The organism is Pseudaeromonas sp. HNCC25DJ182, from assembly GCF_055413365.1.
This window is the reverse complement of the sequence record NZ_JBVAYG010000005.1, coordinates 116860-141840: the sequence shown is the minus strand read 5'-3', so window position 1 is coordinate 141840 and position 24981 is coordinate 116860. Positions and strand designations below refer to the sequence as shown.

20 protein-coding genes are annotated in these 24981 nt (G+C 57.8%); 8 read left to right on the top strand and 12 right to left on the bottom strand.

What is annotated here, in order from left to right:
• Positions 1-205: 205 nt before the first annotated feature.
• From flhA to ACZYUB_RS06065, 8 genes are all read right to left on the bottom strand, one after another.
• Positions 206-2281 carry a flagellar biosynthesis protein FlhA gene (gene flhA / locus ACZYUB_RS06100; RefSeq protein ID WP_463946384.1) on the bottom strand — a complete coding sequence of 692 codons (2076 nt, stop codon included), beginning with the start codon at positions 2279-2281 and terminating at the stop codon, positions 206-208.
• The gene (flhB, locus tag ACZYUB_RS06095; RefSeq protein ID WP_463946382.1) at positions 2278-3420 is read right to left on the bottom strand and encodes a flagellar type III secretion system protein FlhB; all 1143 of its coding nucleotides are present in this window, start codon (positions 3418-3420) and stop codon (positions 2278-2280) included. Before flhB ends, flhA begins: the two co-directional genes overlap by 4 nt.
• Positions 3417-4199: a flagellar biosynthetic protein FliR gene (gene fliR, locus ACZYUB_RS06090; protein ID WP_463946380.1), complete on the bottom strand. Its 783-nt coding sequence runs from the start codon at positions 4197-4199 to the stop codon at positions 3417-3419. The genes flhB and fliR overlap by 4 nt, the downstream gene beginning before the upstream one ends.
• Complete coding sequence (gene fliQ, locus ACZYUB_RS06085) at positions 4199-4468, bottom strand: flagellar biosynthesis protein FliQ (RefSeq protein ID WP_463946378.1); 270 nt, start codon at positions 4466-4468, stop codon at positions 4199-4201. The genes fliR and fliQ overlap by 1 nt, the downstream gene beginning before the upstream one ends.
• The gene (gene fliP / locus ACZYUB_RS06080; RefSeq protein WP_463946376.1) at positions 4465-5217 is read right to left on the bottom strand and encodes a flagellar type III secretion system pore protein FliP; all 753 of its coding nucleotides are present in this window, start codon (positions 5215-5217) and stop codon (positions 4465-4467) included. Before fliP ends, fliQ begins: the two co-directional genes overlap by 4 nt.
• Before the next feature lie 6 nt (positions 5218-5223).
• Positions 5224-5598, bottom strand: a complete 375-nt coding sequence (gene fliN, locus ACZYUB_RS06075; protein ID WP_463946373.1) for a flagellar motor switch protein FliN — start codon at positions 5596-5598, stop codon at positions 5224-5226.
• Between the two features lie 18 nt (positions 5599-5616).
• Positions 5617-6498: a FliM/FliN family flagellar motor switch protein gene (locus ACZYUB_RS06070; protein ID WP_463946371.1), complete on the bottom strand. Its 882-nt coding sequence runs from the start codon at positions 6496-6498 to the stop codon at positions 5617-5619.
• Between the two features lie 280 nt (positions 6499-6778).
• Positions 6779-8950 carry a TonB-dependent receptor plug domain-containing protein gene (locus ACZYUB_RS06065; RefSeq protein WP_463946369.1) on the bottom strand — a complete coding sequence of 724 codons (2172 nt, stop codon included), beginning with the start codon at positions 8948-8950 and terminating at the stop codon, positions 6779-6781.
• 379 nt (positions 8951-9329) lie between these two features.
• Here ACZYUB_RS06065 and ACZYUB_RS06060 point away from each other — a divergent pair, with 379 nt between their 5' ends.
• The 3 genes from ACZYUB_RS06060 to ACZYUB_RS06050 are packed head-to-tail and all read left to right on the top strand — an operon-like array spanning position 9330 to position 15039.
• Positions 9330-9887: a YfiR family protein gene (locus tag ACZYUB_RS06060; protein WP_463946367.1), complete on the top strand. Its 558-nt coding sequence runs from the start codon at positions 9330-9332 to the stop codon at positions 9885-9887.
• The gene (locus ACZYUB_RS06055) at positions 9884-12586 is read left to right on the top strand and encodes a response regulator (RefSeq protein ID WP_463946365.1); all 2703 of its coding nucleotides are present in this window, start codon (positions 9884-9886) and stop codon (positions 12584-12586) included. The genes ACZYUB_RS06060 and ACZYUB_RS06055 overlap by 4 nt, the downstream gene beginning before the upstream one ends.
• On the top strand, positions 12583-15039 hold the full coding sequence (locus ACZYUB_RS06050) for a two-component system response regulator (RefSeq protein ID WP_463946363.1): 2457 nt from the start codon (positions 12583-12585) through the stop codon (positions 15037-15039). The genes ACZYUB_RS06055 and ACZYUB_RS06050 overlap by 4 nt, the downstream gene beginning before the upstream one ends.
• A gap of 17 nt (positions 15040-15056) precedes the next feature.
• Here ACZYUB_RS06050 and ACZYUB_RS06045 read toward each other — a convergent pair whose 3' ends face one another.
• The 3 genes from ACZYUB_RS06045 to rhlB form a co-directional block, all read right to left on the bottom strand.
• Positions 15057-16337 carry a DEAD/DEAH box helicase gene (locus ACZYUB_RS06045; protein ID WP_463946361.1) on the bottom strand — a complete coding sequence of 427 codons (1281 nt, stop codon included), beginning with the start codon at positions 16335-16337 and terminating at the stop codon, positions 15057-15059.
• A 77-nt stretch (positions 16338-16414) separates the two neighbouring features.
• Positions 16415-17923: a guanosine-5'-triphosphate,3'-diphosphate diphosphatase gene (gene gppA, locus ACZYUB_RS06040; RefSeq protein ID WP_463946359.1), complete on the bottom strand. Its 1509-nt coding sequence runs from the start codon at positions 17921-17923 to the stop codon at positions 16415-16417.
• Between the two features lie 13 nt (positions 17924-17936).
• Entirely contained in the window at positions 17937-19217 is a 1281-nt protein-coding gene (gene rhlB, locus ACZYUB_RS06035) for an ATP-dependent RNA helicase RhlB (RefSeq protein WP_463946357.1), read from the bottom strand.
• 131 nt (positions 19218-19348) lie between these two features.
• On the opposite strand from rhlB, the gene trxA reads away from it, so the two are divergent.
• Complete coding sequence (gene trxA / locus ACZYUB_RS06030) at positions 19349-19675, top strand: thioredoxin TrxA (protein WP_460881697.1); 327 nt, start codon at positions 19349-19351, stop codon at positions 19673-19675.
• A gap of 192 nt (positions 19676-19867) precedes the next feature.
• On the top strand, positions 19868-21133 hold the full coding sequence (rho, locus tag ACZYUB_RS06025; RefSeq protein ID WP_460881698.1) for a transcription termination factor Rho: 1266 nt from the start codon (positions 19868-19870) through the stop codon (positions 21131-21133).
• A 95-nt stretch (positions 21134-21228) separates the two neighbouring features.
• Here rho and ACZYUB_RS06020 read toward each other — a convergent pair whose 3' ends face one another.
• Positions 21229-22227 (bottom strand): D-alanine--D-alanine ligase, encoded by a 999-nt coding sequence (locus ACZYUB_RS06020; protein WP_463946354.1) that lies wholly within the window; start codon positions 22225-22227, stop codon positions 21229-21231.
• Positions 22228-22390: 163 nt separating this feature from the next.
• On the opposite strand from ACZYUB_RS06020, the gene ACZYUB_RS06015 reads away from it, so the two are divergent.
• From ACZYUB_RS06015 to ubiD, 3 genes are read left to right on the top strand one after another with little or no spacing between them, the layout of a single operon-like run.
• On the top strand, positions 22391-23053 hold the full coding sequence (locus ACZYUB_RS06015) for a hypothetical protein (RefSeq protein ID WP_463946352.1): 663 nt from the start codon (positions 22391-22393) through the stop codon (positions 23051-23053).
• Between the two features lie 18 nt (positions 23054-23071).
• Positions 23072-23443: an MmcQ/YjbR family DNA-binding protein gene (locus ACZYUB_RS06010; protein ID WP_463946350.1), complete on the top strand. Its 372-nt coding sequence runs from the start codon at positions 23072-23074 to the stop codon at positions 23441-23443.
• Between the two features lie 56 nt (positions 23444-23499).
• A complete protein-coding gene (gene ubiD, locus ACZYUB_RS06005; RefSeq protein ID WP_463946348.1) occupies positions 23500-24969 on the top strand; it encodes a 4-hydroxy-3-polyprenylbenzoate decarboxylase in 1470 nt (489 codons plus the stop codon).
• Positions 24970-24981: the final 12 nt, after the last annotated feature.

Sequence of the window (24981 nt, the reverse complement as noted above, 5' to 3'; positions counted from 1 at the left end):
ACCAGCAAGTTAAAAACGACCCACTGGAGTCAAAACTTTAATGAAGCCGTAGCATGCCGCGATTTTAATTTTTATTCACGTCAAATCATGCAAGCAACATGTAAATTTAAGTTAAGAATTATAATTATATTAATAAGTTAAGACAACCAATGAGCAATTCATCACCAATGAGGTGGAATAAGTAATCAGCTTGTTGCATTTTTAATCACCCCAATGAACCCAAGACATCCAGTTGCACGCTCTCGGTCATCTCGTTGTAAGACAACACCTGTAATCCCTTGGCAAAACTACGGGCATAGCGCGAGATGATGGGCCGCAACTGTGGCATCACCACCAGAGTCGGCACCTGACCTGCCCGCTGCATCTGATCGCGGATCATCGGCATCCGCTGCTGCAACTGTGCCAGCAGTTGAGGCTCGATCGGGAAGCCATCCAGCGCCACCTTGCCCTGTTGCTGGGCCTGACGCAGCGCGGTCAACAGGGTCTGCTCCAGCTTTTCATCCAGGGTAAAAGTCTTGAGATTGGGTTTATCCCCCACCAGTTGGCGGATCAGGCCCCGCTTCAGCGCACAGCGCACATCGGAAGCCAGCAGGATCGGATCCTTGCTCACCTCGCTGCTGTCCAGCATGCTGGTGGCGATCGCCCGGATATCCATAATGCTCATCTGCTCGCGCAGCAGATAACGCAGCACGCGGAGTTGTTGCATCGGCGTCAGCGCCGCCAGCAGAGATTCGGATAACTTGGGTGCCAGGTGGGCCAACCGCTGATGCCACTTGAGGATCTCGTCGTGGCCGAACAGCTCGTCGAGATTCTCGCGGATCACCTTGCTAGCGTGGGTGGCAATCACCGAAGCCGGCTCGACCACGGAGTAGCCCATGTTCAGCGCCTTGGCCCGATCGGTGGGCATGATCCATACCGCTTCCATGTCATAGGCCGGATCCCGCGCCAGAATTCCGTCCAGCTTGCCGTACACATCGCCGTTGTTGATGGCCATCAAGCGATCCGGCTCGATGCGCCCGTTGGCGACCGGCACGCCATGCAAACGGATCTGATACTGCTCTGGTTTCAGATGCAGATTATCTTTGACCCGAATTTCCGGCAGTAGAAATCCCATCTGCTCGGAGAGGGTCTTGCGAATACCGCGCACCCGCTGCAACAACTCGGCTCCCCGCTCCTTATCGGCCAGTTTGACCAACCGGTAGCCGAGATCGACCACCAGAGGATCGACAAATGGCAGATCCGGCCAATCCAGCGCTTCGGAATCTTTGCCCGGCATCTTCTCGACCACGGCTTCGGCGGCACGCAGGCTCTCGATATCACGCTGGTAGTTCTGGGCACGCCAACCGGAATAACCGAGTACGGCGGCAAAGCTGAGAAAGGCCAGTGTCGGCATCCCCGGCACCAGGCCGAGAATCAACATAATGATGGCGCCGGTCAGCATGACCCTGGGTGAGGCCAGTAATTGGCGGCCGACCAGATCGGTCATCTCCCCTTCGTCATTGACCCGGGTGACGATAATCGCGGCGGCGGTGGACATCAGCAGCGATGGGATCTGCGCCACCAGACCGTCACCTATGGTCAGCAGGGCATACCGCTGGAAGGCCTCCGCCGCCAGCATGTCATGCTGGAAGATACCGATGGCCAGACCACCCACCATGTTGATGACCAGTACCAGCAGCCCGGCGATGGCATCGCCGCGCACAAATTTCGAGGCCCCGTCCATGGCTCCGTAGAAGTCAGCCTCGCGAGCGATCTCCTGCCGCCGCCGCTTGGCGGTCTTCTGGTCCAGCAGACCGGCATTCAGATCGGCATCGATGGCCATCTGTTTGCCCGGCATGGCGTCCAGGGTGAAGCGGGCGGCCACCTCGGAAATACGTTCGCCGCCCTTGGTGATGACCACAAAGTTGATGATCATCAGGATGACAAACACCACCATGCCGACCACATAGTTGCCGCCTACTACCACTTCACCGAACGACTGCACCACCTTACCCGCTGCATCGGCACCGTTTTGACCGTGCAACAGCACCACCCGCGTCGAGGCGACATTCAAGGAGAGTCGCATCAGGGTGGCGACCAGCAAGACGGTCGGGAAGACCGAGAAATCCAGTGGCCGTCGCGCCGAGACCGAGACCAGCAACACCAACAGCGCCAGCACGATATTGAAGGTAAACAGGGTATCCAGCAGCCAGGCCGGCAAGGGCAAAATCACCATCGCCAAGATGGCCAGCACCAACAGCGGCACCCCGGTATAGGATTGGGTCAATGTACGCCAGTTCACAATGTACCTCTTGGAGTCAGCAATTCGGCCGGGATCGGCAAGTTGGCCAGCGGCATGGGCTTCTTACCGCGCCCTGCCTGGTAGGCCTTCAGTTGCATCACATGGCTCAGCACATGAGCCACAGCGTTATACAGGGCAGCCGGGATCTCCTGATCGACCCGCGTCGAGTGATAGATGGCCCGGGTCAGCTCCGGTAGGGGCAGCAGGGGCTTATCCAGCTCCACCGCCAACTCGCGGATCCGCAACGCCATCTCATCCACCCCCTTGGCGACCACATAGGGCGCCTTGGCTTTGTTCTGGTCATAGCGAATCGCCACCGCATAGTGCGTCGGATTCACCAGCACCACGTCGGCCTTCGGCAAGCGCCGACTGAGCTGGGAGCGGGAAAGCAGGACCTGCATGCGGCGAATGCGCATCTTTACCTCGGGGCGGCCCTCGACACTGCGTCGCTCCTCCTTGATCTCCTGCTTGCTCATGCGCAGCCCCTTGAGCAAATTCCATTGCTGATAGGGCAAATCGATGCACGCAATCACTCCCAGCAGGATGCCCATAAACAGCCAGGCCTGGGCAATCAGCTGCAGGCCCTGGCTCATGGCCCGGGAGAAGGACTGCCGGCTCAGCCCCATCAGCAGATCCCAGTTGTTGTGCAACAACAACAGCAAGGCGCCGCCGATCAGCAGCACCTTCAACAGCGCCTTACCCAACTCCACCCAGCTCCGGGAGGAGAAGATCCGCCCCAGACCGGTGAGCGGATTGAAACGTGAGCCCTGGGGCAGCAGGTTGTCCCAGACCAGTACCGGGCCACCGGGTAACATGGCCAGAGCAATCAACCCCAACGCCAGCAGGGCAAAGGGCGCCAGCATCACGGTCAGCATATCCAGCAGGGCCGTCCCCATCTGGCTCACTATCAGCCAGGGGTTGCGCAGCAAGGCAACATCAAAGCTCAGCTGCCGCCGCATCAGAGTGGCGAACAGATCGCCAAATGCCCGTGCCCAGCTATCCAGACACAGGCTGCCAAGCAACAACAAGCCCGCACTGACCAACTCGCGAGAGCGGGCAACCTGCCCCTTCTTGCGAGCCTGCCGCAACCGCCTGGGCGTTGCGGCTTCGCTACGGTTCTGACCATCCGACTGGCTCATGCCACCCCCAGATGGGAGAGCTGGCCAAGCAGATACTCCACCAGGTCCAGATAACGGCCGGGGATGCCGCTTAACGTCAGCAACAGGGCGTACAAACCCACCAGCATGCTCATCGGAAAACCCAGCGAGAAAATATTGAAACTGGGTGCACTGCGGTTCATTACCCCGAAGGTCAGATTGACCAGCAGCATGGCGATCATCGCCGGAAAGGCGAGCGTCATGGCACCGGCAAAGGACCAGTGGATCAATTGCCAGACGATCGACAAATCCAGCGTCAGCAAGGAGCTGCCTGGCGGCCACTGCCGCAAACTGCGCACCAGCAGATCCAGTACCACCAGATGACCATTCAAACCGAGAAATAGCAGACTGCAGAGAATCGAGAGAAACTCGCCGACTATCGGTTCATTCTCGCCATGCACCGGATCGTTCATCACCGCCATGGCCAAGCCCATTTGCTGGGAGAGCAGATGCCCGGCCATGCCCAACAACCAGAACAGCGTCTGGGCACAGAAGCCGAATAACAGCCCGAACAGGACCTGCTCAACCGTCATCACCAGTGCGGGCAGCGAGAAGGGATCCACCACCGGAGCCCGCCCCAGCATGGGGGCCACCAACAGACTGAGCAAAAAGGCCAGCAACAAGCGCAACTGGAGGGTGACCCGGTAGTCACCCAACAGCGGCATCATCCAGAAAGCCGCGCTCAGACGCACGAAAGGCCACCACCAGAGACCCAGCCAGCTCACCAGCTCGGCGGCACTCAGTTGCCCCCAACCGCTCATCAGCCCATCAACCCCGGTACCTGGGCAAATATCGCCCGGAACAGATCGGTGATCTGCCGTAACATCCAGGGGCCGGTAAACACCAGCGTCAGCAGGGTCACCACCAGGCGCGGTAGAAAGCTCAGGGTCTGCTCCTGTACCTGGGTCGCCGTCTGGATAATGCTGACCACCAGGCCAACGACCAGGCTGGGGACTATGAGCACCATCACCAGGCTGATCACCAATTGCACCCCTTGGCTCACCAGCTCGATGCTCTGCTCCGGTGTCATGTGCCACCGCCACTGAAGCTCGCGGCCAATGAGCCCACCGTCAGCGCCCAGCCATCCACCAGCACGAATACCATCAACTTGAAGGGCAAGGAGATGACCAGGGGCGACAGCATCATCATCCCCATGGCCATCAGCACACTGGCGACCACCAGATCGATCACCAGAAAGGGAATGAAGATCATGAAACCGATCTGGAACGCGGTATTGAGTTCACTCAGTACAAAGGCCGGCATCAATACGCCGAATGGAACATCCTGAGCCGCCATCTGGGTCGGCTCCCCGGCAATGCGCAGCACCTGCTCCAGATCCGATTCCCGGGTCTGGGCCAGCATAAAGGCACGCAACGGCTTTTCTGCCACCGTCAATGCCTGGGGCAGGGTCAGAGTGCCGGCGTCAAAGGGCACAAATGCCTGGGTGTAGACCTCCTGCCAGACCGGACGCATGATGAGCAGCGTCAAGGTCAGAGCTATGCCAATCAGCACCCGGTTGGGTGGACTGGACTGCAAACCCAGCGCCTGACGCAGGATCGCCAGCACTATGATGATGCGGGTGAAGCTGGTCATCATCAGCAACAATGTCGGCAGCAAACTGAGCAGGGTCATAAACAGCAGGATCTGCAACTTGATGTTGTAGTCCTGCGCCCCGGCCTGCCCCGGTGCCACCGAGAACAGCGTCAGATCACTGGCATGAACCAGCCCGCTGCCACACAGCAGAGCCAGGAACCCGCCCCACGCGATGAGTCGTTTCATCGCCGTTTAATGACCTAAATCATCAAGCAGTTGCTCATCGACAATCTCGACCAGCCGCAGGCCATATTTGCCATTCACCAGTACCACTTCGCCACGGGCCAGCAGATGGCCATTGACCCGCACATCCAGTGGCTCACCGGCCTGTTTGTCCAGCGCCAGGACGGCACCCGCACCCGCGTTCATCAGCTCACCCAGCGGCAACTCGACGCTGGCAACTTCCAGCGTCACCTTGACCGGGATCTGGCGGAAAAAGCCAAGACCACGCCCCTGGGGACGGGCCGCTGCAGGCTCAGCCAGTTGCAGCTCATCGTCGCTCTTGTCAAACAGGTTATCGAGACCATCCAGGCCCAGATCCAGCAAATCCACGTTACTCTCTTTCATTGTTGTTTATCCTTACGTTCAAACGTCAGTGACCTGAAACACCAGATGTCCCTGATGTTCGGCAACCTGGCCACGGAAACAGCCACGGGGCCCGATGGCAGCCACTACGGGCTCACTCATCTCCAGCGGCAATACATCCCCCACCTGCAACTCACTGACCTCCGCCAGATTCATGGCCCATTGCTGCATCACCACGCGCAAGCGAAACGGCACCGAGGCCAGTGCCTGATCCAGAGCCGCAGACAACTCAAGGGCGGGCTTTTCCGCCTCCTCGGCGGCGCAGGGCCACCACAGGAACCAGTGGCTGGCGTATTCACCCACCATCATGGTGGCCTCGCTGACCAACCACTCCCCCTGGCGGGGCAGCTGTTCGGCACTGGACGGCCCAACCACCCAGCGCGTTTCCGGCTCGCTCAACAGATCGGAGCAAATATCCAGCTGATGTTGAAACAGCCGCTGTAGCAGCCGGATTTCGGTATCGGTCGGAGTCCGTTTGACCACTTCCTGATCCGAGGAGAGAGGAACCCCGCCGAAGAACAATACGGCCAGGCGATAGAGCACAGGTGCCGCGATGGCCAACAAAGCCTGTTGCTTGCGCCCAGCAGGTTCACGCCGCCCTTCGGCCTGCAGCCAGATCCAGCCTTCGGACTCAGCCATCGGCGTCTGGGTCGGTAACGACCACTCGAACGGCGCGAACTCCAGCTCGCAGGGATGGCCGTTGAACAACTGGGCGTAACAGCCGCCACACAGGGTCGAGAATGCCCGACGCTGACCATTCAACCGTTGCCCGTACTCATGCACCGATCGGTCCGGCCGCAGCAGGTCTAACAGAGGAAAAGCCAGCGCTTCATCACCACTCAACAGACTGGTTCCACTGCGGTTTGCAGCCTGAATAGCCATGGATACCTCGGCCTCACAAAATGAATAAATAGAAAACCAGATGATAAAAGCGACCCGATTTCATCAGAACTTGAATGAAATGCAGAAAAAGAATAAATTTTTCATAATTAGTTGATTTATATTGAATTTAATTCAATTGAATGCATAAAAGAGCATACTTAGGAGCATCGGTGATGCTCTGGCTGGGAGCCATTCAGGAGAAGTGCGCGTCGGCCACCGCCGCGGCCATAAGAAAGGGGCGCCAAAGCGCCCCGCAGACTCGGACCCGGAAGGGTGGGAATCAGAAGTTGTAACGGTAACTCAAGCCCACAGCCACCGCCTCGGGGCGATAGTTACCGACATTGAGCAGATAGAGCCGCTTGTTGAACTGTTTGTCCAGCAATCCCAGCAGGTTGTAGCCGTTGAGACTGAACTTGCCAAAATCCCGGGTCTGGTAGTGCAATCCCAGGTCAAGGAATGCCGCTTCCTGTACCGAATCGTAGTAACCCGGGTCGGTGAGATTGGTCGCCGAGGAGTTGGGATTATTCTCCCGGCCATCATTGGTACTGTCGATCTGATCCTCGGCCCCCGGATAGCCCCAGAAATAGCGCAGACTGCTGGTCAACTGCCAGGCCGGATCCAGCTGCCAGGCGGCGTTGAACTTGGTCATATGGTTGCTCCAGTTATTCAGATCATTGCCATAACCCAGATGGGAGGCGGTAATCCGGGTCGATCCCCCTGCCGCCAGATCAAAGTCATCCAGCTTGGTGTAGGCATGCGAGAAGCCCAAGGTGACCGCTTCCAGCTGATAGTTCAACTCCAGCTCCAGACCACCATACTTGAACTCCCCCACCGGCTGGGTATGCAGGGTGGCGAAGTTGATGCCCAGAATTTCGGCCTTGTTGTAGAAACCGGTCAGGGTCATGCGGGTGCTGGCACTGAGCTCCCGGCCGTAGATCAGCTCGGCACTGGTGAGCTGCTCCGGCTCGGCATCCTCTCCCGCCAGATAGAGGGCGCGCAGCTCCTCGGCGTTGTTCTTGCGCAATGAGCGACTCAAGATCCCTTTGAGGGTATCCCGTTCGCTCAAGGCAGCGACCAACGCCAGTCGGGGCGACCACATCCAGCCGGTGTATTGGTCCTTATCCGCCCGCAGACCGGTGAATTGGGTCAACCAGGGATTGATCTGCCACTGATGCTCGCCAAACACCCCGACCGCATAGGTGGCCCAGGGATCCATGGCTCCCAGCACCGAAGACTGGGCATGATCATACTCCGTGGTCGATAACCCCCAACGGGAGTAGATCAGCTCGCTGCCCAGCGCGGTGGCGTGACTGGCACTGTGATTCCAGTTCAGGGTACCCCGCAGCAGATACTCCTCTTCGCGGTGGTTCTCTGGCGTAACACCAGATTGATCCGCATTCCACAATTCACGCATATAGGCCGTGCTGTCGAAGCCGCCTTTCATCTCGAACCACATAGTGCTGTTAAGCACCCAGAGCTGGGAGAGATCCAGGGTCAGCTGCTGATACCCGACGCCATTGGTGGCATAAGAATCCTCCGTGGCTCCCGGGGTTGCCGACCCGTTCGGTGCCGTGTAGATGGTCTTATGCTCCCAGGTCAGTTGCTCGCCACCCTGGGTGAAACGCAGCCAGGCATTGAAGTCCTGCTTCTGGTAGTGACCGTGCAACTTGACCTTGGGACGGTTATGGAACGACTCGTGGTTATTGGGTATCCCATAGGAAACCGGCTGACCACCAGTAATCGATTCGCCCCAACTGGTGGTGCTGCTCAGGCCATACACCAGTGGCGAACTACCACTGTCGGCACCGGCATAGTCGCTGATCCCGGCATAGAGCAGCAGACCATGATCCGGGCTATCCCCCAACTGCAGTGCATTTTTGACCTCGACGGAGCGAAATACCTCGCCCTCGCCCCATTTGACCGTCATGCCATCGGGGCCATGATCGGCAAAGCTGTCGGTCTGGATGTTGATCACCATGGATACGGCACCGGGGCCATAGACCACAGAGCCCGGGCCACGAACCACATCAATCTTGCGAATATCCGCCAACAGCGGCGTGTCTCGTTCACTCAGGGCGCCGAAATGGGTCTTTTCATTCAGCACCCGGCCATTGACCACCAGCAGGTATTTATCATCCCGATCGCCGATCAGGCCGCGCATCCCCATGTGGGGTGCTTCCCAGTGGTGAGGCAGGTAATGAAAATTCGGTACATAGATTTCCAGCAGATCGAACAGGCTACGCGCACCGGACTGCTCAATCATCCCGCGATCGATGCTGGTGATCGAGGCAGGCATACGGCGGGTTGCCGTCGGCGTCAAGGTAGCAGAGCCCTCCAGCTTGACCTGCATCAGTTGATCCAGATCCAGCTGCAATAACTCATCATCACTCGAGGCGGCCAGAGCACTGATCGGTAGCAGCAGGCAAGCCGCGACCCAATACGCTTCTCTCATGGTCATTACTCCTGAACCATCCTGTTCATTTGACATCCCTGTACTTGGTATAGACAACAGTAGCGAGCGCGGATGGGTTTGTGCAGGCACCATACCCGAGCCTGTGATCCACATTGGATTGGCTATGCAAATAGCGCAGAACAGAGCCTCTAAGGAGTCCTTATGGCGCAGGATGGTTTGAACTGGCTCGCGCTCTGATATCAATGCAGAAGCTTGTTAAGTCCCTTTCCTCTATAAGTATTCACCAGCAATGCAGTGAACCTGGCGGCAAGATGGATCGTCACCGCAGGTCGAACCCGAGCCACGTCAGTTGCGGAAATCTCGAAATTAAGCGGCCCCAAAGGACAACCATGACAGCCCCGATGCAGAGTGTGTGGTGATGGCTCACCATAACGCCAGGCCCTATCGATACAGCGCCCAGCGCTGGCTGGGGGTGTTGCTGCTGTTTTGTTGTTTGCAAGGAAGCGCCGACAGCTCCCTGCGCCTGGAGAAGCTCAAAGCTGCCTATGTCTTCAACTTCCTGAAATTTACCATCTGGCCGCTGGAAGGCGCCCGCGATATGCCGTTGTTCGTCTGCCTGGGCAACAGTGATGCCGTGTTGCAACAAGCCTTCAAGCCACTGCAAGGCCAGCAGGTAAATGGACGAAAAATCTATATCCGCCCCTTACCGATAAAAGCCGAGGTGGCAGGGTGCCATGTCTATTACCTGCGCCAAGGCGGCGCCCCGGTACCATTACGCACCTTGGCTCAACGCTATCCGGGATTATTGACCATTGGCGATGATGAAAACTTCGTTGCCGATGGCGGCATCATCGGCTTGCAGGAGGTGGAAGGCCGTCTGCAATTTGCCATCAATCTGGACCTCATCCGACAAGGTCACTACACCATCAGCTCGCAGTTACTGAAACTGGCGCGCAATACAGGGATGACCCCATGAAGCAGCTCTCGTTCTGGCATCGCTCCTCGCTCTCGAAGAAGGTCGCCACCCTGGTGGTGCTGGTCTGCGTGGTCACTTTGAGTCTCTTCGCGATTGCCTTCCTCTCCCAGCAATACAGCATGCTCCGCAGCCAGAGCAAGACCGCGCTGGAGGCGTTATCCCAGAGCGTGGCCTTCAACAGTGCGGCGGCAGTGACCTTTCTCGATGCCTCCTCGGCCAATCAGACCCTGCAATCTCTGCAATACTCGCCAGAGATCGTGCAAGCCACTATTACCCTGGAAAATGGCAAGTTACTGGCGCGCTATCATCGGGATCATGAGGCCCACGATGAGCATGAGATGGTGTTAACCACTCCTATCCTGATGCAAGGCGAACGACTCGGAACCCTGCAGTTGCACGCCCAGTTGAGCCCATTAAATCGCATCATGCGCCAGAGCCTGTTCACCGGCCTGGTGCTCGGTGCGGCAGCGCTGCTGCTCGCGGGCTGGATGGCGCGTCTCTCCGGCCGCATCCTGACGCAACCCCTCAACCGATTGGCCGACATTGCCAGCACCATAGCCCGGGATAAAAATTATGCCCTGCGTGCCGATGAGGAGAGTCATCAGGATGAAGCGCGGCAACTGGCACACTGTTTCAACGACATGCTGGCACAGATCGAGCAACGGGATTTGGTACTGGAACAGCACCGCGACCATCTGGAGCAGGTCGTCCAGTTACGAACCGTGGATCTGGTGCAAGCAAGAGACTCTGCTGAGTCGGCAAACCGCGCCAAGAGTGAATTTCTGGCCATGATGAGCCACGAAATTCGCACCCCGCTGAACGGGGTCATCGGCATGACCGACTTGCTGAACGCCACGGCGCTAGACGACAAACAACGGCGCTTTGTCCGCATCATTCGGCGCTCCGGTGAGGATCTGCTGACCATCATCAACGACATCCTCGATTTTTCGAAGATTGAGGCTGGCAAGCTGGAGCTGGATCGCAGCTCATTCAATCTGAACCTGCTGCTGGAAGATCTGGTCGAACGCTTTGCGCCGGTCGCCCACGGCAAGGGACTGGAGATCCTCTGTTCGCCTCCAACCCATGCCGTTCATCTGCAGGGGGATAGCAAGCGCCTGAGCCAGGTGCTGACCAACCTGGTCGGCAACGCCATTAAATTCACCGAACAAGGCGAAGTGGTGGTGCGAGTCGACATCCTGGCTCAGGACGATGAACAGGTGACTTGCCGCTTCAGTGTGCGGGATACCGGCATCGGCATACCTCCCGAACGGCAAGCCAAGTTGTTCCAGGCTTTTTCCCAGGCGGACAGCTCGACGACTCGCCGCTTCGGTGGTACCGGGCTGGGTCTGGCCATCTCCCAACGGCTGGTGCAGCTGATGCACGGCCAAATCGAGCTGCACAGTGACAGCGGCAAAGGCAGCGAATTCTTCTTCACGCTGACCCTGGCGACCGAAAAAGCCTTGCAGATGCAGACCAAACCGCGTCAACTCAGTCGCCTCAAGGTGTTGATTGTGGATGACAACAGCACCAATCTGGAAATCCTGACCCACCAGCTCACCGCCTGGCATTGCCAGATATCCCTCGCCCAGAGTGTGCAACAGGCAATGACCCTGCTCCAGCAGGCGCAAACCGTCGGTAGTCCGTTTAACATGGTGCTGACCGACATGATGATGCCCGATGAGGATGGACTGGGTCTGGTTGCTCGCCTGCAAGCCGATCCTGGGCTGGCCGAGATCCCCATCATCATCCTCAGCTCCGCAGGCTATTCACTGCCGACGACGGACTGTCTGCAGGCACGCAACTGCCAGCAACTGACCAAGCCGGTCCGTCAATCCGATCTCTACAACGCCATGGTGCATGGCCTGCATCAACCTATCCCGGTGCTGGGTCCTGCCGCAGCTGTGGGTGGGCTTCATTCCCGGTTGCAAGGCCGGGTGCTGTTGGCAGAAGACAACCAGGTCAATCAGGAAGTGGCACTGGCCATGTTGCAAAATCTGGGACTGGGTTACGAAATGGTCACGAATGGTGCCGATGTCTTGGAGATCCTGCACAAACAGAGCTTCGACCTGATTCTGATGGACTGCCAGATGCCGATCATGGACGGCTTCCAGGCCACGGTGGCCATTCGACAACAGGAGCAGTTTAGCGCCCAGCATATTCCCATCGTCGCCCTGACAGCCAACGCCGTATCCGGTGATCGGGAACGCTGTCTGGCCTGTGGAATGGACGATTACCTCTCCAAACCCTTTACCCAGGAGCAACTGGGCAACCTGTTGGCACAATGGTTACCCACCATCACAGCACCTGCCGGCACCCAGGTCACCTCGTCCCAGGCTGGCACCACAACCCGGCATCATCGCGAGCTCGATCCGCGCGCCATCGACAGTTTGCGAACTCTGCGTGCCGGCCTATTAGCCAAGGTGTTAGCAGCCTGGCTGCAGGAGTCCCCCGGTCTACTGGCCCAGATGCAACAAGCCATCGCCGAACAGGACGCCAGTCGATTGCTACGCGCCGCGCATTCATTGAAAAATAGTGCGGCCAATCTGGGAGCCCGATCCCTGTCCCAGCTCTGTCTGCAAATCGAACAACTGGCGCGTCAGGGCACGACACAGGGGCTACAAAATTTAATGGTCGAGATAGAGTACCGATTTATGCTTACTAAGGATGAGATCGCCCAGTTGCATCAGGAGGAATCATGAACGAGCAACTCCTGAGCCGAGTGCAGCCCCTGGTGCTGGTGGTCGATGACGAACTGAGTGCCCGGCTTATCATGCGCGCCACTCTGGAGGAGTCCGGATTCGACGTGGTCGAGGCCGCCAGTGTCGCGGAGGCTCTGGAGCAGTTTCATGCCCAACAACCAGATCTCATCATCCTGGATGTCATCTTGCCAGACGGCAATGGCATTGAACTCTGTGCCCATCTGCGGCAGTTGGCCACGGGGCGCAATCTGCCGATTGCCATGGCCACTGGCCTGGATGATGTGCCGTCGATCCAGCAGGCCTATCAATCAGGCGCTACCGACTTCATCACCAAACCCATCAGTTGGGGCACCCTCGGTTATCGGGTGCGCTATCTGCTGCGCGCCCATCACGCCTTCGAAGAGCTGGCGCTCAGCGAAAGTAAGAACCGGGCGCTGCTCTCTGCACTGCCCGATCTGCTTTTCCGAATCAATGCCAACGGCGTCATTCTCGATCGCCTGGCCGGGTCTGAAGCTCCGGATTGGAGCGATTGGGATCTGCAACCCGGCTCTGTATTGCAGGAGCATCCGAGTGCCCTGGTTGCCGAGATGATCCAGCGGGAAATCACCATGGTGCTGGAGCAACAAGCACAACATGCCCTGGAAATTGCGCTGCCGCGCAATCACGAAGGCGTCTGCTGGGAGGCGCGGATCCTGCCGCGCAGCGAGGATGAGGTGTTGCTGGTGCTGCGGGATATCAGTCGTCGCAAACAGATGGAGAACCAGCTGCGACTCTCGGCCAAGGTGTTTGAATCCAGTAACGAGGCCATTCTCATCACCGACCGTCGAAATCGGGTGATTTCGGTCAACCAGATGTTTGAAAAACTGACCGGCTTCAGCGCCCAGGAAATCTTGGGCAAGGAGCCTGCCTTATTGGGTGCCGGTCAAGAAAACCGCAGCCTGTACCGTAACCTGTGGGCACTGTTGTACGAAAACGGCGCCTGGCAGGGCGAGCTCACCGATCGACGTCGTTCCGGCGAAACCTATCCGGTCTGGCTGTCCATCAGCCTGGTGCGAGATGGACAAGGTGAACCGGAATATCATATCGCCAGCTTCTCCGACATCACAGAGCGCAAGCGGCAGGAGGCGCAGATCGAACATCTGGCCTTCCACGATGTATTGACCGGGTTACCGAACCGCCGCCTGCTCACCGATCGCATCGAAGTCGCCATCTCCCAGGCGCAACGGGATCAGAGTGGTCTGGCGTTGTTATTCATCGATCTGGATCGCTTCAAGACCATCAATGATTCGCTGGGACATCAGGCCGGCGATCAACTGTTACGCGAAGTCGGACGCCGACTCGGGCAATGGGTACGTAGTGGCGACACCGTCAGCCGGGTCGGTGGTGATGAGTTCATCGTCTTGTGCCCCAATTGCGGCCACCCTGACGATGCCTCGGCACTGGGCGAAAAACTGCTGGAAGCCCTGGCTCAGCCCTACCATATCGCAGATAACCAACTGATCATCACCGCCAGCATCGGTATCGCCCTCTACCCGGATAATGGCAGTGACGCCAACATGCTGATCGGCAATGCCGATGCCGCCATGTACCTGGCCAAAGAGAATGATCGCAACAACTGCCAGTTCTACTCCCCAGAGCTGAACGAGAAGAATCTGGAACGATTACAGCTGGAATTGCGATTGCGTCATGCGCTGGAGGCTCATGAATTTGTGCTCTACTTCCAGCCCCAGATCGATGCCCGGACGGGTGCCCTGGTCGGCGCTGAAACCCTGATCCGCTGGCTCGACCCCATCCACGGTCTGATCCCGCCGGGACGTTTCATTCCCCTGGCCGAGGAGACCGGGCTGATCCAGCCCATTGGCGACTGGGTGCTGCGTGAAGTGTGTCGCTACCTGCATCGCTGGCAAGCGCAAGGATTGGCGCCCATCCCCATCGCCGTCAACCTGTCGGCGCGTCAGTTCAAGCAACCCAATTTCATCGAGTCGATTGTCGAAGCGTTAGCCGAAACCGGCATAGAGCCGCGCTGGATTGAGCTGGAGCTGACCGAAAGCATGCTGATGAAGGACATCCAGCAGACCACAGGTAAACTCCGCCAGCTCAAGGAGATGGGGTTCAGCATTTCGGTCGATGATTTCGGCACCGGTTTCTCCAGCCTCAACTACCTGCGCCACTTTCCTCTCGACGTACTGAAGATCGATCAATCCTTCGTGCGGGAACTGTTTGAAGATGATGCGGCTCTGGCCATCATCGACTCCATCATAGCCCTGGCCAATGCCCTGGGGATGCGCACGGTTGCCGAAGGGGTGGAAACCGCCGATCAACGACTGATGTTGCAGCGCCACGGCTGCGACACGCTGCAGGGCTACCTCATCGCACGTCCACTGCCGGAGGAGGAGTTTATGCGCTGGGTTCGCCAATATCCGGCAACCCAGAGCCCGGAACTTATCGGCTAGCCACGAGCAGCAACTGTCTATTTCGTCCGGCTACGCGGTGTCGTCGGCGTTTTGGTCACGAACTGTTTGATGCTGCGCTTTTGGGCGGTCCGCCGATTGGCTTGCTTATCCCGGGGAGGCCGCTTGCGGGCGGCCTCTTCCGTAGCCGGCACATCGGTCACCGGGAACTCGGCCAATTCCTGCAACGGGATCCGGCTTCCTGTCAGTGCTTCGATTGCCTGCAATGCTGCCACGTCGCCATGGGCGATCAGGGAGAGCGCCACGCCGGAGCGACCCGCGCGGCCAGTACGACCAATCCGGTGCACATAGGTCGCCGGCGCATCCGGTAGCTCGAAATTGATCACCAACGGCAAGGCGCTGATATCCAGACCTCGTGCTGCCAGATCCGTTGCCACCAGCACAGGTAACGCGCCTGCTTGTAACCGCGCCAATACGCCACTGCGTTCCGCCTGTGGCTTGTCGCCATGCAGGGCCGCAGCCGCAACGCCCTGTTTACACAGTCGTTTGACCAGACTATCCGCCGTGGCGCGCTGGTTGACGAATACCAGTGCCGTTTCTCCTGACCGCTGCTGCAACAGATGCAGCAGTAGCGCCGCCTTGCTGCCCTTGTTCACCCAGTACCCTTGTTCGTCAATCGCCCCCTGTGGCCGAGACTCGACGGTGATCCGCTGGGGAGTCCGCAACAACGCCTGCGCCAACCCCGTCACAGCGTCGGGAAAGGTCGCCGAAAACAGTAATGTCTGTTGGCGCGCTGCGAGCAGCTCCAGGAGCTGATCCAACTCACGGCGGAAGCCCATCTCCAGCAGGCGGTCAGCCTCATCCAGTACCAGTTGCCGCACCTGAGCCAAAGTCAACGCCTGCTGGCGCAGCAGTTCGAGCAAACGCCCCGGTGTGGCAATCAGCAGATCGCAACCGGATGCCAACGCCGCCACGTGGCCCTCGAGCGGTTCACCACCCAACACCAACTGGATCACCGGAGCAGGCGTCAAGGAACTTGCCAGCACGCGGGCCACCTGGCTCACTTGCTCGGCCAGCTCCCGAGTCGGAACCAGCACCAGGGCGCTTGGCGCCGCTAAAGCCGCCGGAGTCGTGCCAGGCACTGCCAGCCAGCCCTGCAGTAAGGGCAACAGAAAGCTCAGCGTCTTGCCTGTACCAGTCGGCGCGCACACTTGCACATCCATCCCCCCTAGAGCAGGAGGAAGCGCCTGACACTGCACCGCCGTCGGCTGTACCCAGCCCTGTACGTGCAAGGCCTGCAGGAGTTCCGGACATAAGGGCAAATCGGTAAATCGGGACATGACGTCTTCCTGTTGAGTCGGAAACAAGAAATAACAAAGGGCCCGCAGGCCCTGTGTCAACTATGAGTCAAGCAGCATCAATCTGCTACACCATCGGGTTCTTCGACCACCCGGGTCGGCCAACCCATCAGGGTTTGGCGTTTGGCCTCATCCTGCAGTTCGGAGGCGCGCAAATAATGGACTTGTGGCCAGCCTTGCGGTAACCAGATGGTCAATTGGTCCTCGTCCGCTTCGAAGCGAAACTCGGGAACCGTACCCTCGGTGCGCCGCATGCACAGAATAATCGACAACCGCAGGATGCGCGCCAGACGACAGGCCTGGGTCATGGAAACCGCATTTTGCCGCTCCAGTTCATCCAGTTTGAACTCATCCCGTTGATTGAGCATCAAGGCTGATAACAACTGCTTCTGCGCCGGGGTAAAACCGGGCATATCGATGTGATCGATGATGTAGGCGGCATGTTGTGGCGCCTTTTTGTACTCGATACACAATCCCAGCTCGTAGAGCATGGCCGCCCAGCGCAGCATGGGACGACCATACTGTTCACTCAGATGCCAGCTCTGATGCAACTGGCTGAATGCGGTCAACGCCACGTTACGCACCCGCTCCGCCTGATCCCGATCCAATTGATAACGAGTGATCAGGCTCTCGGCTGTCCGTTCACGAGCATCGCAATCCCGCTTGCGCCCGACCATGCCGTAGATGAGTCCCTCACGCAGGGCACCACCGGCCAGGGTCATATTGTCGATATGCAGGGTTTCAAAGATCGCGATGAGGATCGCCAGGCCAGATGGAAACACGGTCAAACGCTCGGGGGCCAAGCCTTGCAACGCCAACTGGTCGATTCGACCACACTGGATGGCCTGCTCCTTCAATTCGTTGAGCTTGCTCAGCGTCACCCGCTCACTACGCCCTTGAGCGATCATGATCTCTTGCAGCGCCTGCACGGTCCCCGAGGCACCGACACAGGTAACCCAGCCCATATCGAGATAGCTCTGCTCGACTTGAGCCAGCACCACTTTGGCGCCTTCGATCGCGGCCGCAAAATTGTCGGCACTCAGCAAGCCATCGGCAAAAAAGCGTCTGAGCCAGGTGACACAGCCCATATGCAGACTATTCAATAGCTTGGCATCACTTTGCTCACCGATCACCAGTTCGGTGCTGGCGCCGCCGATATCAATGACCAATCGTTTGCCTTCACCACTGGAGGTCCAAGACACGCCTTGGTAGATGGTTCTGGCTTCATCTTCGCCGGTGATCACCTCGATATGGTGACCGAGAATTCGCTCCGCTTCGACGAGGAAGACTCCCACATTACCCGCCAGCCGCAAGGTGGCGGTGCCGACAATCCGGGTATTCTCTTTCGGTACGTCCTGCAGTTGTTCGGCAAACAAACGCAGACAATCCCAGCCCCGCTCCATCGCCTCATGGCTCAGGCAATTATCAGCATCAAGTCCGGCAGCAAGCCGCACCTTGCGCTTGACCTTGGCAACCGTGCGGATCGCGCCCGCAACCTCGCGCACCACCAGCATGTGGAAACTGTTGGAGCCGAGATCAATGGCAGCATACAGAGGTGGCTGGTTCACGGGCGACATCCTGTCAGGGTTTACGGGGACCACGGCGGCGTCCGGCACTCGGCTGACGCTCACGCATATTACGATTGATGCCGGCACGGTGGCGATGGATCCGCTTCGGTGCCTCGGCATCCTGCAGCAACGCCTGGCGATCATACTTACTCACCGGGATCGGGTGCCGAATGTAATCTTCGATCGCAGGTAAGTTGAAGGCATAGTCTTCACAGGCAAAGCTGATAGAGTGACCACTCTTGCCGGCGCGACCAGTCCGGCCAATGCGATGCACATAGTCTTCGGCGTCATCCGGCAGATCATAGTTGAACACATGGGTGACATCGGGAATGTGCAAGCCGCGAGCTGCCACATCGGTGGCCACCAGAATATCCAGTGCGCCCTTGGTGAAATCCTCGAGGATTTTCATCCGCTTCTTCTGCGGCACATCACCAGTCAACAGACCGACACGATGACCATCAGCTTCCAACCAGCCATGTACGTCTTCACAGACATGTTTGGTATTGGCAAACACTATGGCTTTATCCGGCCACTCTTCTTCGATCAGCGTCAATAGCAGCAGCATCTTGTCTTCGTTGGAGGGATAGAACAGCTCCTCCTTGATGCGTTGCCCGGTCATCTGCTCCGGTTCAATCTGCACATGCTCGGGTTGATTCATATGCTCGTAAGCCAATTCCTGCACTCGTAGCGATAAAGTGGCAGAGAACAGCATGTTCAGGCGCTGGTTTGGCATCGGCATGCGACGGAACAGGAAACGGATGTCCTTGATGAACCCCAGATCGAACATACGATCGGCCTCATCCAGAACCACAGCCTGGATCCGGGAGAGGTCGATAATCCCCTGCTTGAGGTAATCGATGATGCGACCCGTGGTCCCAATCAGTACGTCAACGCCCTGTTCCAACACGGCAAGCTGTTTGTCGTAACCATCGCCGCCGTAAGCCAGACCCAGTTTGAATCCTGTGGTCTCGGCCATGGGCTCGGCATCATTGTAGATTTGCACCGCCAGTTCGCGAGTCGGCGCCATGATCAACACGCGAGGTTGATTGGTCTTGCGCTCGGGTGAGGCAGGGTTGATCAGCAGATGATTGAAGATACCAGCCAGGAAGGCGATGGTTTTGCCGGTCCCGGTTTGTGCCTGGCCCGCAATATCTTTGCCTGCAATGAGGATAGGAAGAGAAAGCGCCTGGATCGGCGTGCAATAGTGAAATCCCTTGGCTTCCAGACCGGCGAGAACCTGCGGTTCCAGCCCCATCTGGGCGAATTTCTGTTCAGTTAAGTGTGTTTTGCTCATGGCAGACAGGTTATCAGGTTGGGCTTGCAATAATAAACAGGATCATTTCAAATAGGGCAACTATTTGCCTTTTATTTACATCTATTGGCTATATTTGCCAACAGATCCTCAACAATAGACTGGAGTGGTAGATGAGTGACAAGATTGTTCAGCTGACCGATGCCAGCTTCGAAGCAGACGTGATCAAGGCTCAAGGCCCGGTACTGGTCGACTTCTGGGCTGAGTGGTGTGGCCCGTGCAAGATGATTGCACCTATCCTGAACGAAGTAGCTGATGAATATGCTGGCAAGCTGACTGTTGCCAAGCTGAATATTGATCAGAACTCCGAGACCGCACCCAAGTACGGTATCCGTGGTATTCCGACCCTGCTGTTGTTCAAGAACGGCGCGGTAGCCGCCACCAAAGTAGGTGCGCTCTCCAAGACCCAATTGAAAGAGTTTCTGGACGCTAACGTCTAAATCCTCCAAGAGCGCTCATCGGGCGCTCTTTGTTTTTCACCCCGACGCAATAGACGCCTTCGCGATTTGATGCTAACTTATACAACGACCTAGTAATCCACCCGCGCTGATCTGCGCTCTCTCCTATCGAAAGCAGCCTCAACCCAGCGACCGTCTAACCGCTTCATTTCCTGTTGATACCCATTCATCGCCATGAATCTGACTGAATTAAAGAATACCCCCGTCTCCGAGCTGGTAAAGCTTGGCGAATCCATGGGCCTGGAAAACCTGGCTCGTTTGCACAAAAAAGACATCATCTTCGCCATTCTCAAGGCTCACGCCAAGAGCGGGGAAGATATCTTCGGTGACGGTGTGCTGGAAATCCTGCAAGACGGTTTCGGCTTCCTGCGCAGTGCAGACAGCTCCTATCTGGCGGGTCCGGACGACATCTATGTCTCTCCGAGTCAGGTGCGCCGTTTCAACCTGCGCACCGGTGATACCATCTCCGGAAAAATCCGTCCGCCGAAAGAAGGCGAGCGTTATTTCGCGCTGTTGAAGGTGGATACCGTCAACTACGACCGTCCGGAAAATGCCCGTAACAAGATCCTGTTCGAAAACCTGACCCCTCTGCACCCGACCAAGCGTCTGCGTCTGGAACGGGGCAATGGTTCGACCGAAGATATTACCGCCCGTGTACTGGATCTGGCCTCCCCCATCGGTAAGGGCCAACGTGGCCTGATTGTCGCACCGCCGAAAGCCGGTAAGACGATCCTGTTGCAGAACATCGCCCAGAGCATCACCAGCAACCACCCCGAGTGTGAGTTGATCGTACTGCTGATCGATGAACGTCCTGAAGAAGTGACGGAAATGCAGCGCATGGTCAAGGGTGAAGTCGTGGCTTCCACCTTCGATGAACCGGCAACTCGTCACGTACAAGTCGCTGAAATGGTTATCGAAAAGGCCAAGCGTCTGGTTGAGCACAAGAAGGATGTGGTGATTCTGCTCGACTCCATCACCCGTCTGGCTCGTGCCTACAACACCGTTATCCCCTCATCCGGTAAGGTTCTGACCGGTGGTGTGGATGCCAACGCCCTGCATCGTCCCAAGCGCTTCTTCGGTGCCGCCCGTAACGTGGAAGAGGGTGGCTCGCTCACCATTATCGCCACCGCACTGGTTGATACCGGCTCCAAGATGGATGAAGTCATCTACGAAGAGTTCAAGGGTACCGGTAACATGGAACTGCATCTGGCACGCAAGATCGCCGAGAAGCGCGTCTACCCGGCGATCGACATCACTCGCTCCGGCACCCGTCGCGAGGAGCTGCTGGCTCCGCAAGACGAGCTGCAGAAGATGTGGATCCTGCGCAAGATTATCCACCCGATGGGTGAAATCGAAGCCATGGAGTTCCTGATCGACAAGCTTTCCATGACCAAGACCAACGATGAATTCTTCGATGCCATGAAGCGTCAGCAGAAGTAATCGACGGCAGCGTCATAAAAAATACCGGCTAGAAAGCCGGTATTTTTTTATCTGCATATCGAGGATCATGACCTCGCGTAGGTCACATCAATTCATCAGCCAGCACGAACGGCCGAGTGGATACACTGCCGCAGGAACTGACCAAAGTCATGACCGTGATGCTGCAGCATCTTGGGGAACATGGAGATCGGCGTCATACCCGGGAAGGTATTGATTTCGTTCAGCAGGATCTCACCATCAGCGGTCAGGAAGAAGTCGACCCGCGATAGATCCTTGAGCTTGAGCTGGGTAAACGCCTTGAGCGCCAGAGTGCGGATGGTTTCCACTTGTTCGGCGCTCAAGTCGCTGACATCCAGTCGAGTGGTCGAATGGCTACCGCTGCTGTACTTCTCGTCATAGCTATAGAAGACATCGCCCGGCACGCAGATCTCGCCAGGACGAGTGGCAACCAGCTCGTCGCCATACTGATAAACGGCCACCTCCAGCTCGCGAGGTTGGACCGCCTTTTCCACCAGCACCTGCGCCGAATAGCCAAATGCCTGATGAATAGCATCAGACAAATGCGCCAGTTCAGTCACCTTGTAGCAGCCGACGGAAGAGCCCTGACTCGCGGCCTTGACGAATACCGAACCCCAACGGCGCATCGCCTGGTGAGCTTCAGCATGGGCCGAGCTGTCATCCTCGGAGAGGAACAGATAAGGGGTATTCGGGATACCCAGCGCCGTCAGCCACAACTTGGTGCTGACCTTATTGAAGCACAGCTTGCTACCTTCCGAGCCACAACCCAGATAAGGCAGTCCCGCCAGCTCGAGGAACGACTGAATGTCTCCGGTCTCCCCCGGGAAACCATGAATGCACGGCACCACATAATCGATCCGCTGTTCTTGGCTGCCGGTCCGCAGCACCTTATCCAGACCCAGGGTACAGAGTTCGCCACTGGCCGTTTGCCAGCGATCGGGGAATAACTCGACCCGCGTCATGACGATGTCCGGCAGAGCCCGGAGCTGTTGTTCGAGAAAATCGGCACTCTTGAGGGAAATTGAATGCTCACTGCCGCCACCGCCGCACATCAAGAGCACATGAAGCTTATTCATCAGGGGATTCCTTGCATCTAGACTCGCCGGCCGCGAGGCGGTCGGAATGACAATCACGCAGGGAAGTCTATCAACGGTGCCGACAGGGGGAAAGGGCTCAACGCACAAAGGTTTGGATCCAACTCCGACGTCGTGCTGTTTGCTCATGACGGATGAAATCCCTATGCTGGCACTCGATACTGCCGTTCTCGCTCAAGGAACCCCGATGCGCCTGTTATGTCTATTCTGTGCTGTGTGGCTAAGCGCCTGCGTGACCGTCGGTCAGGATGCCGAGAAAAAGCCCAAGGCCCCCGAATTTCAGGGCGAATTTGCTCAGTTGGTTCGCCAGCCGACTGAACAGGCGGTCAATGGCCTGCTCAGTGGCAATAACCAGACCCTGGAAGCTGTACTGAACGATCCGAATGTGTACACCCCACCCGTACTCTTTGCCCTGGCCCACCAGCTCTATCAGCAAGGTGAAATCACCCCGGCCCTGTTCTGGTTCTACACCGCCCAGCTGCGCGCCCGCTCCGATGCCAACAAGTCCCTCGATCCGACCACCCAGCAGGGGGTCACCGAGCTGAGCAACCAGTTTGCCAAGGATATTAACCGCTATGCCCTCGGCCATCTGGATGAGCTGACCATTACGGTCGAGCATGTGCTGACCTGGGATCGACAAACCAAACGCTATTACGATCCACGCTGGGTAGCACTCCATGGCCAGGAGGCCTATACCAAGACCACGATTGGTTTCAAACCGCAGAGTGAATGGCCGGTGATCGACGAATTGACCCGTCAGGGTTTCGAAAAGGGCTTTCAGCAGTTGTTGCAGAAAATCCGCGGTTAACCATGTAAGGAGCTCGCTATGGATCTTGCCGCATTACGTGACTATCTCGGTGCCAAACCCGGTGCCATGGAGGATCTCCCCTTCGGCCCCGAAGTGCTGGTGCTGAAAGTCGCTGGCAAGATGTTTGCCCTGGTGGCCTGGCAAGACCTGCCCCTGACGATCTCCCTCAAGGCCGACCCTCAGCAGGCACTGCTCTGGCGCGAACTCTATCCGGCGGTCAGTGCCGGTTATCACCTCAATAAGCAGCACTGGAATACGGTCACTCTGGATGGCAGCCTGAGTGATGAGTTACTGCGAACCATGATCGACGAATCCTGGCAGCGGGTGGTGGCTGGGCTGAAGAAAAGTGAACGTCTGGCGCTGCTGGGGCCAGGGCCTACAACTCGATGAGCCAAAATCCGCACCGGCCCGTATAATGGAATCAGACTCCGTCATAGAGTAACCATATGAAATATAAGGATCTGCGTGATTTTATCGCCCTGCTGGAACAAAGGGGCCTGCTCAAGCGCATCCACCAGGAGATCAATCCCTACCTGGAGATGACCGAAATTGCCGACCGGACCCTGCGTGCTGGCGGCCCGGCACTGTTGTTCGAGAACCCCACCGGCTATGACATGCCGGTGCTGGCCAATCTGTTCGGCACACCAGAGCGGGTGGCACTGGGCATGGGCCAGGAAGAGGTCTCCGCCTTGCGTCAGGTCGGTGAATGGATGGCCATGCTCAAGGAGCCGGAGCCACCCAAGGGACTGCGGGATCTGATGGACAAACTGCCGGTGTTCAAACAAGTGCTGAACATGCCCGTCAAACGGCTGAGCAAGGCGCCCTGCCAGGAAGTCATCCTCACCGGCGATGCCGTCGATCTCACCCGACTGCCGATCCAGCATTGCTGGCCCGGCGATGTGGCGCCGCTGCTGACCTGGGGGCTGACCATCACCAAAGGCCCTTACAAGAAGCGGCAGAATCTCGGGATCTATCGCCAGCAGTTACTGGGCAACAACAAACTCATCATGCGCTGGCTGGACCATCGCGGCGGCGCCATCGACCTGCGCGAGTTTCAGGAGCTCAATCCTGGTAAACCCTTCCCGTTGGTGGTAGCCATCGGCGCCGATCCGGCCACCATTCTCGGCGCCGTCACACCGGTGCCTGACACCCTGTCGGAATATGCCTTTGCCGGTCTGTTGCGCGGCAGCCGCACCGAAGTGGTACAGGCGCTCTCCTGCGACATCGAGGTGCCCGCCAGTGCCGAAATCGTGCTGGAAGGGGTGATCCATCCCGGCGAGTTCGCCCCCGAGGGTCCGTATGGCGATCACACCGGTTATTACAATGAGGTGGATGAGTTCCCGGTGTTCACCGTCACGCACATGACGATGCGCCAGAACCCCATCTATCACTCCACCTATACCGGCCGCCCACCCGATGAGCCCGCCATGCTGGGCGTGGCGCTCAACGAAGTATTTGTGCCGCTGTTGCAGAAGCAGTTTCCGGAGATTGTCGACTTCTATCTGCCGCCAGAGGGGTGCTCCTATCGCATGGCGGTGGTCACCATGAAGAAGCGGTATCCGGGCCATGCCAAGCGGGTGATGCTCGGCGTCTGGAGCTTCCTGCGCCAGTTTATGTATACCAAGTTCGTGATCGTTTGTGACGATGATGTTAACGCCCGGGACTGGAATGACGTAATATGGGCCATCACCACCCGGATGGATCCGGCACGCGACACCACCCTGATTGAGCATACCCCGATTGACTATCTGGACTTCGCCTCTCCGGTTTCCGGTCTGGGGTCTAAAATGGGACTGGATGCCACCAATAAATGGCCCGGTGAAACCAACCGGGAATGGGGTCGCCCTATCGTCATGAGTGACGAGGTGAAGCAGCGAGTCGACACACTATGGGACTCGCTGGGGATCTTCGACTAGAGCCTTAGGCCG

Coding starts and splice junctions, on each gene's coding strand:
- ACZYUB_RS06060 (WP_463946367.1), top strand. CDS start 9,330: ATGGCTCACCATAACGCCAGGCCCTATCGATACAGCGCCCAGCGCTGG.
- ACZYUB_RS06015 (WP_463946352.1), top strand. CDS start 22,391: ATGCTGGCACTCGATACTGCCGTTCTCGCTCAAGGAACCCCGATGCGC.
- fliP (WP_463946376.1), bottom strand. CDS start 5,217: ATGAAACGACTCATCGCGTGGGGCGGGTTCCTGGCTCTGCTGTGTGGC.
- ubiD (WP_463946348.1), top strand. CDS start 23,500: ATGAAATATAAGGATCTGCGTGATTTTATCGCCCTGCTGGAACAAAGG.
- trxA (WP_460881697.1), top strand. CDS start 19,349: ATGAGTGACAAGATTGTTCAGCTGACCGATGCCAGCTTCGAAGCAGAC.
- flhB (WP_463946382.1), bottom strand. CDS start 3,420: ATGAGCCAGTCGGATGGTCAGAACCGTAGCGAAGCCGCAACGCCCAGG.
- rhlB (WP_463946357.1), bottom strand. CDS start 19,217: ATGAGCAAAACACACTTAACTGAACAGAAATTCGCCCAGATGGGGCTG.
- ACZYUB_RS06070 (WP_463946371.1), bottom strand. CDS start 6,498: ATGGCTATTCAGGCTGCAAACCGCAGTGGAACCAGTCTGTTGAGTGGT.
- ACZYUB_RS06045 (WP_463946361.1), bottom strand. CDS start 16,337: ATGTCCCGATTTACCGATTTGCCCTTATGTCCGGAACTCCTGCAGGCC.
- rho (WP_460881698.1), top strand. CDS start 19,868: ATGAATCTGACTGAATTAAAGAATACCCCCGTCTCCGAGCTGGTAAAG.
- ACZYUB_RS06050 (WP_463946363.1), top strand. CDS start 12,583: ATGAACGAGCAACTCCTGAGCCGAGTGCAGCCCCTGGTGCTGGTGGTC.
- ACZYUB_RS06010 (WP_463946350.1), top strand. CDS start 23,072: ATGGATCTTGCCGCATTACGTGACTATCTCGGTGCCAAACCCGGTGCC.
- ACZYUB_RS06065 (WP_463946369.1), bottom strand. CDS start 8,950: ATGAGAGAAGCGTATTGGGTCGCGGCTTGCCTGCTGCTACCGATCAGT.
- fliN (WP_463946373.1), bottom strand. CDS start 5,598: ATGAAAGAGAGTAACGTGGATTTGCTGGATCTGGGCCTGGATGGTCTC.
- ACZYUB_RS06020 (WP_463946354.1), bottom strand. CDS start 22,227: ATGAATAAGCTTCATGTGCTCTTGATGTGCGGCGGTGGCGGCAGTGAG.
- fliQ (WP_463946378.1), bottom strand. CDS start 4,468: ATGACACCGGAGCAGAGCATCGAGCTGGTGAGCCAAGGGGTGCAATTG.
- fliR (WP_463946380.1), bottom strand. CDS start 4,199: ATGAGCGGTTGGGGGCAACTGAGTGCCGCCGAGCTGGTGAGCTGGCTG.
- ACZYUB_RS06055 (WP_463946365.1), top strand. CDS start 9,884: ATGAAGCAGCTCTCGTTCTGGCATCGCTCCTCGCTCTCGAAGAAGGTC.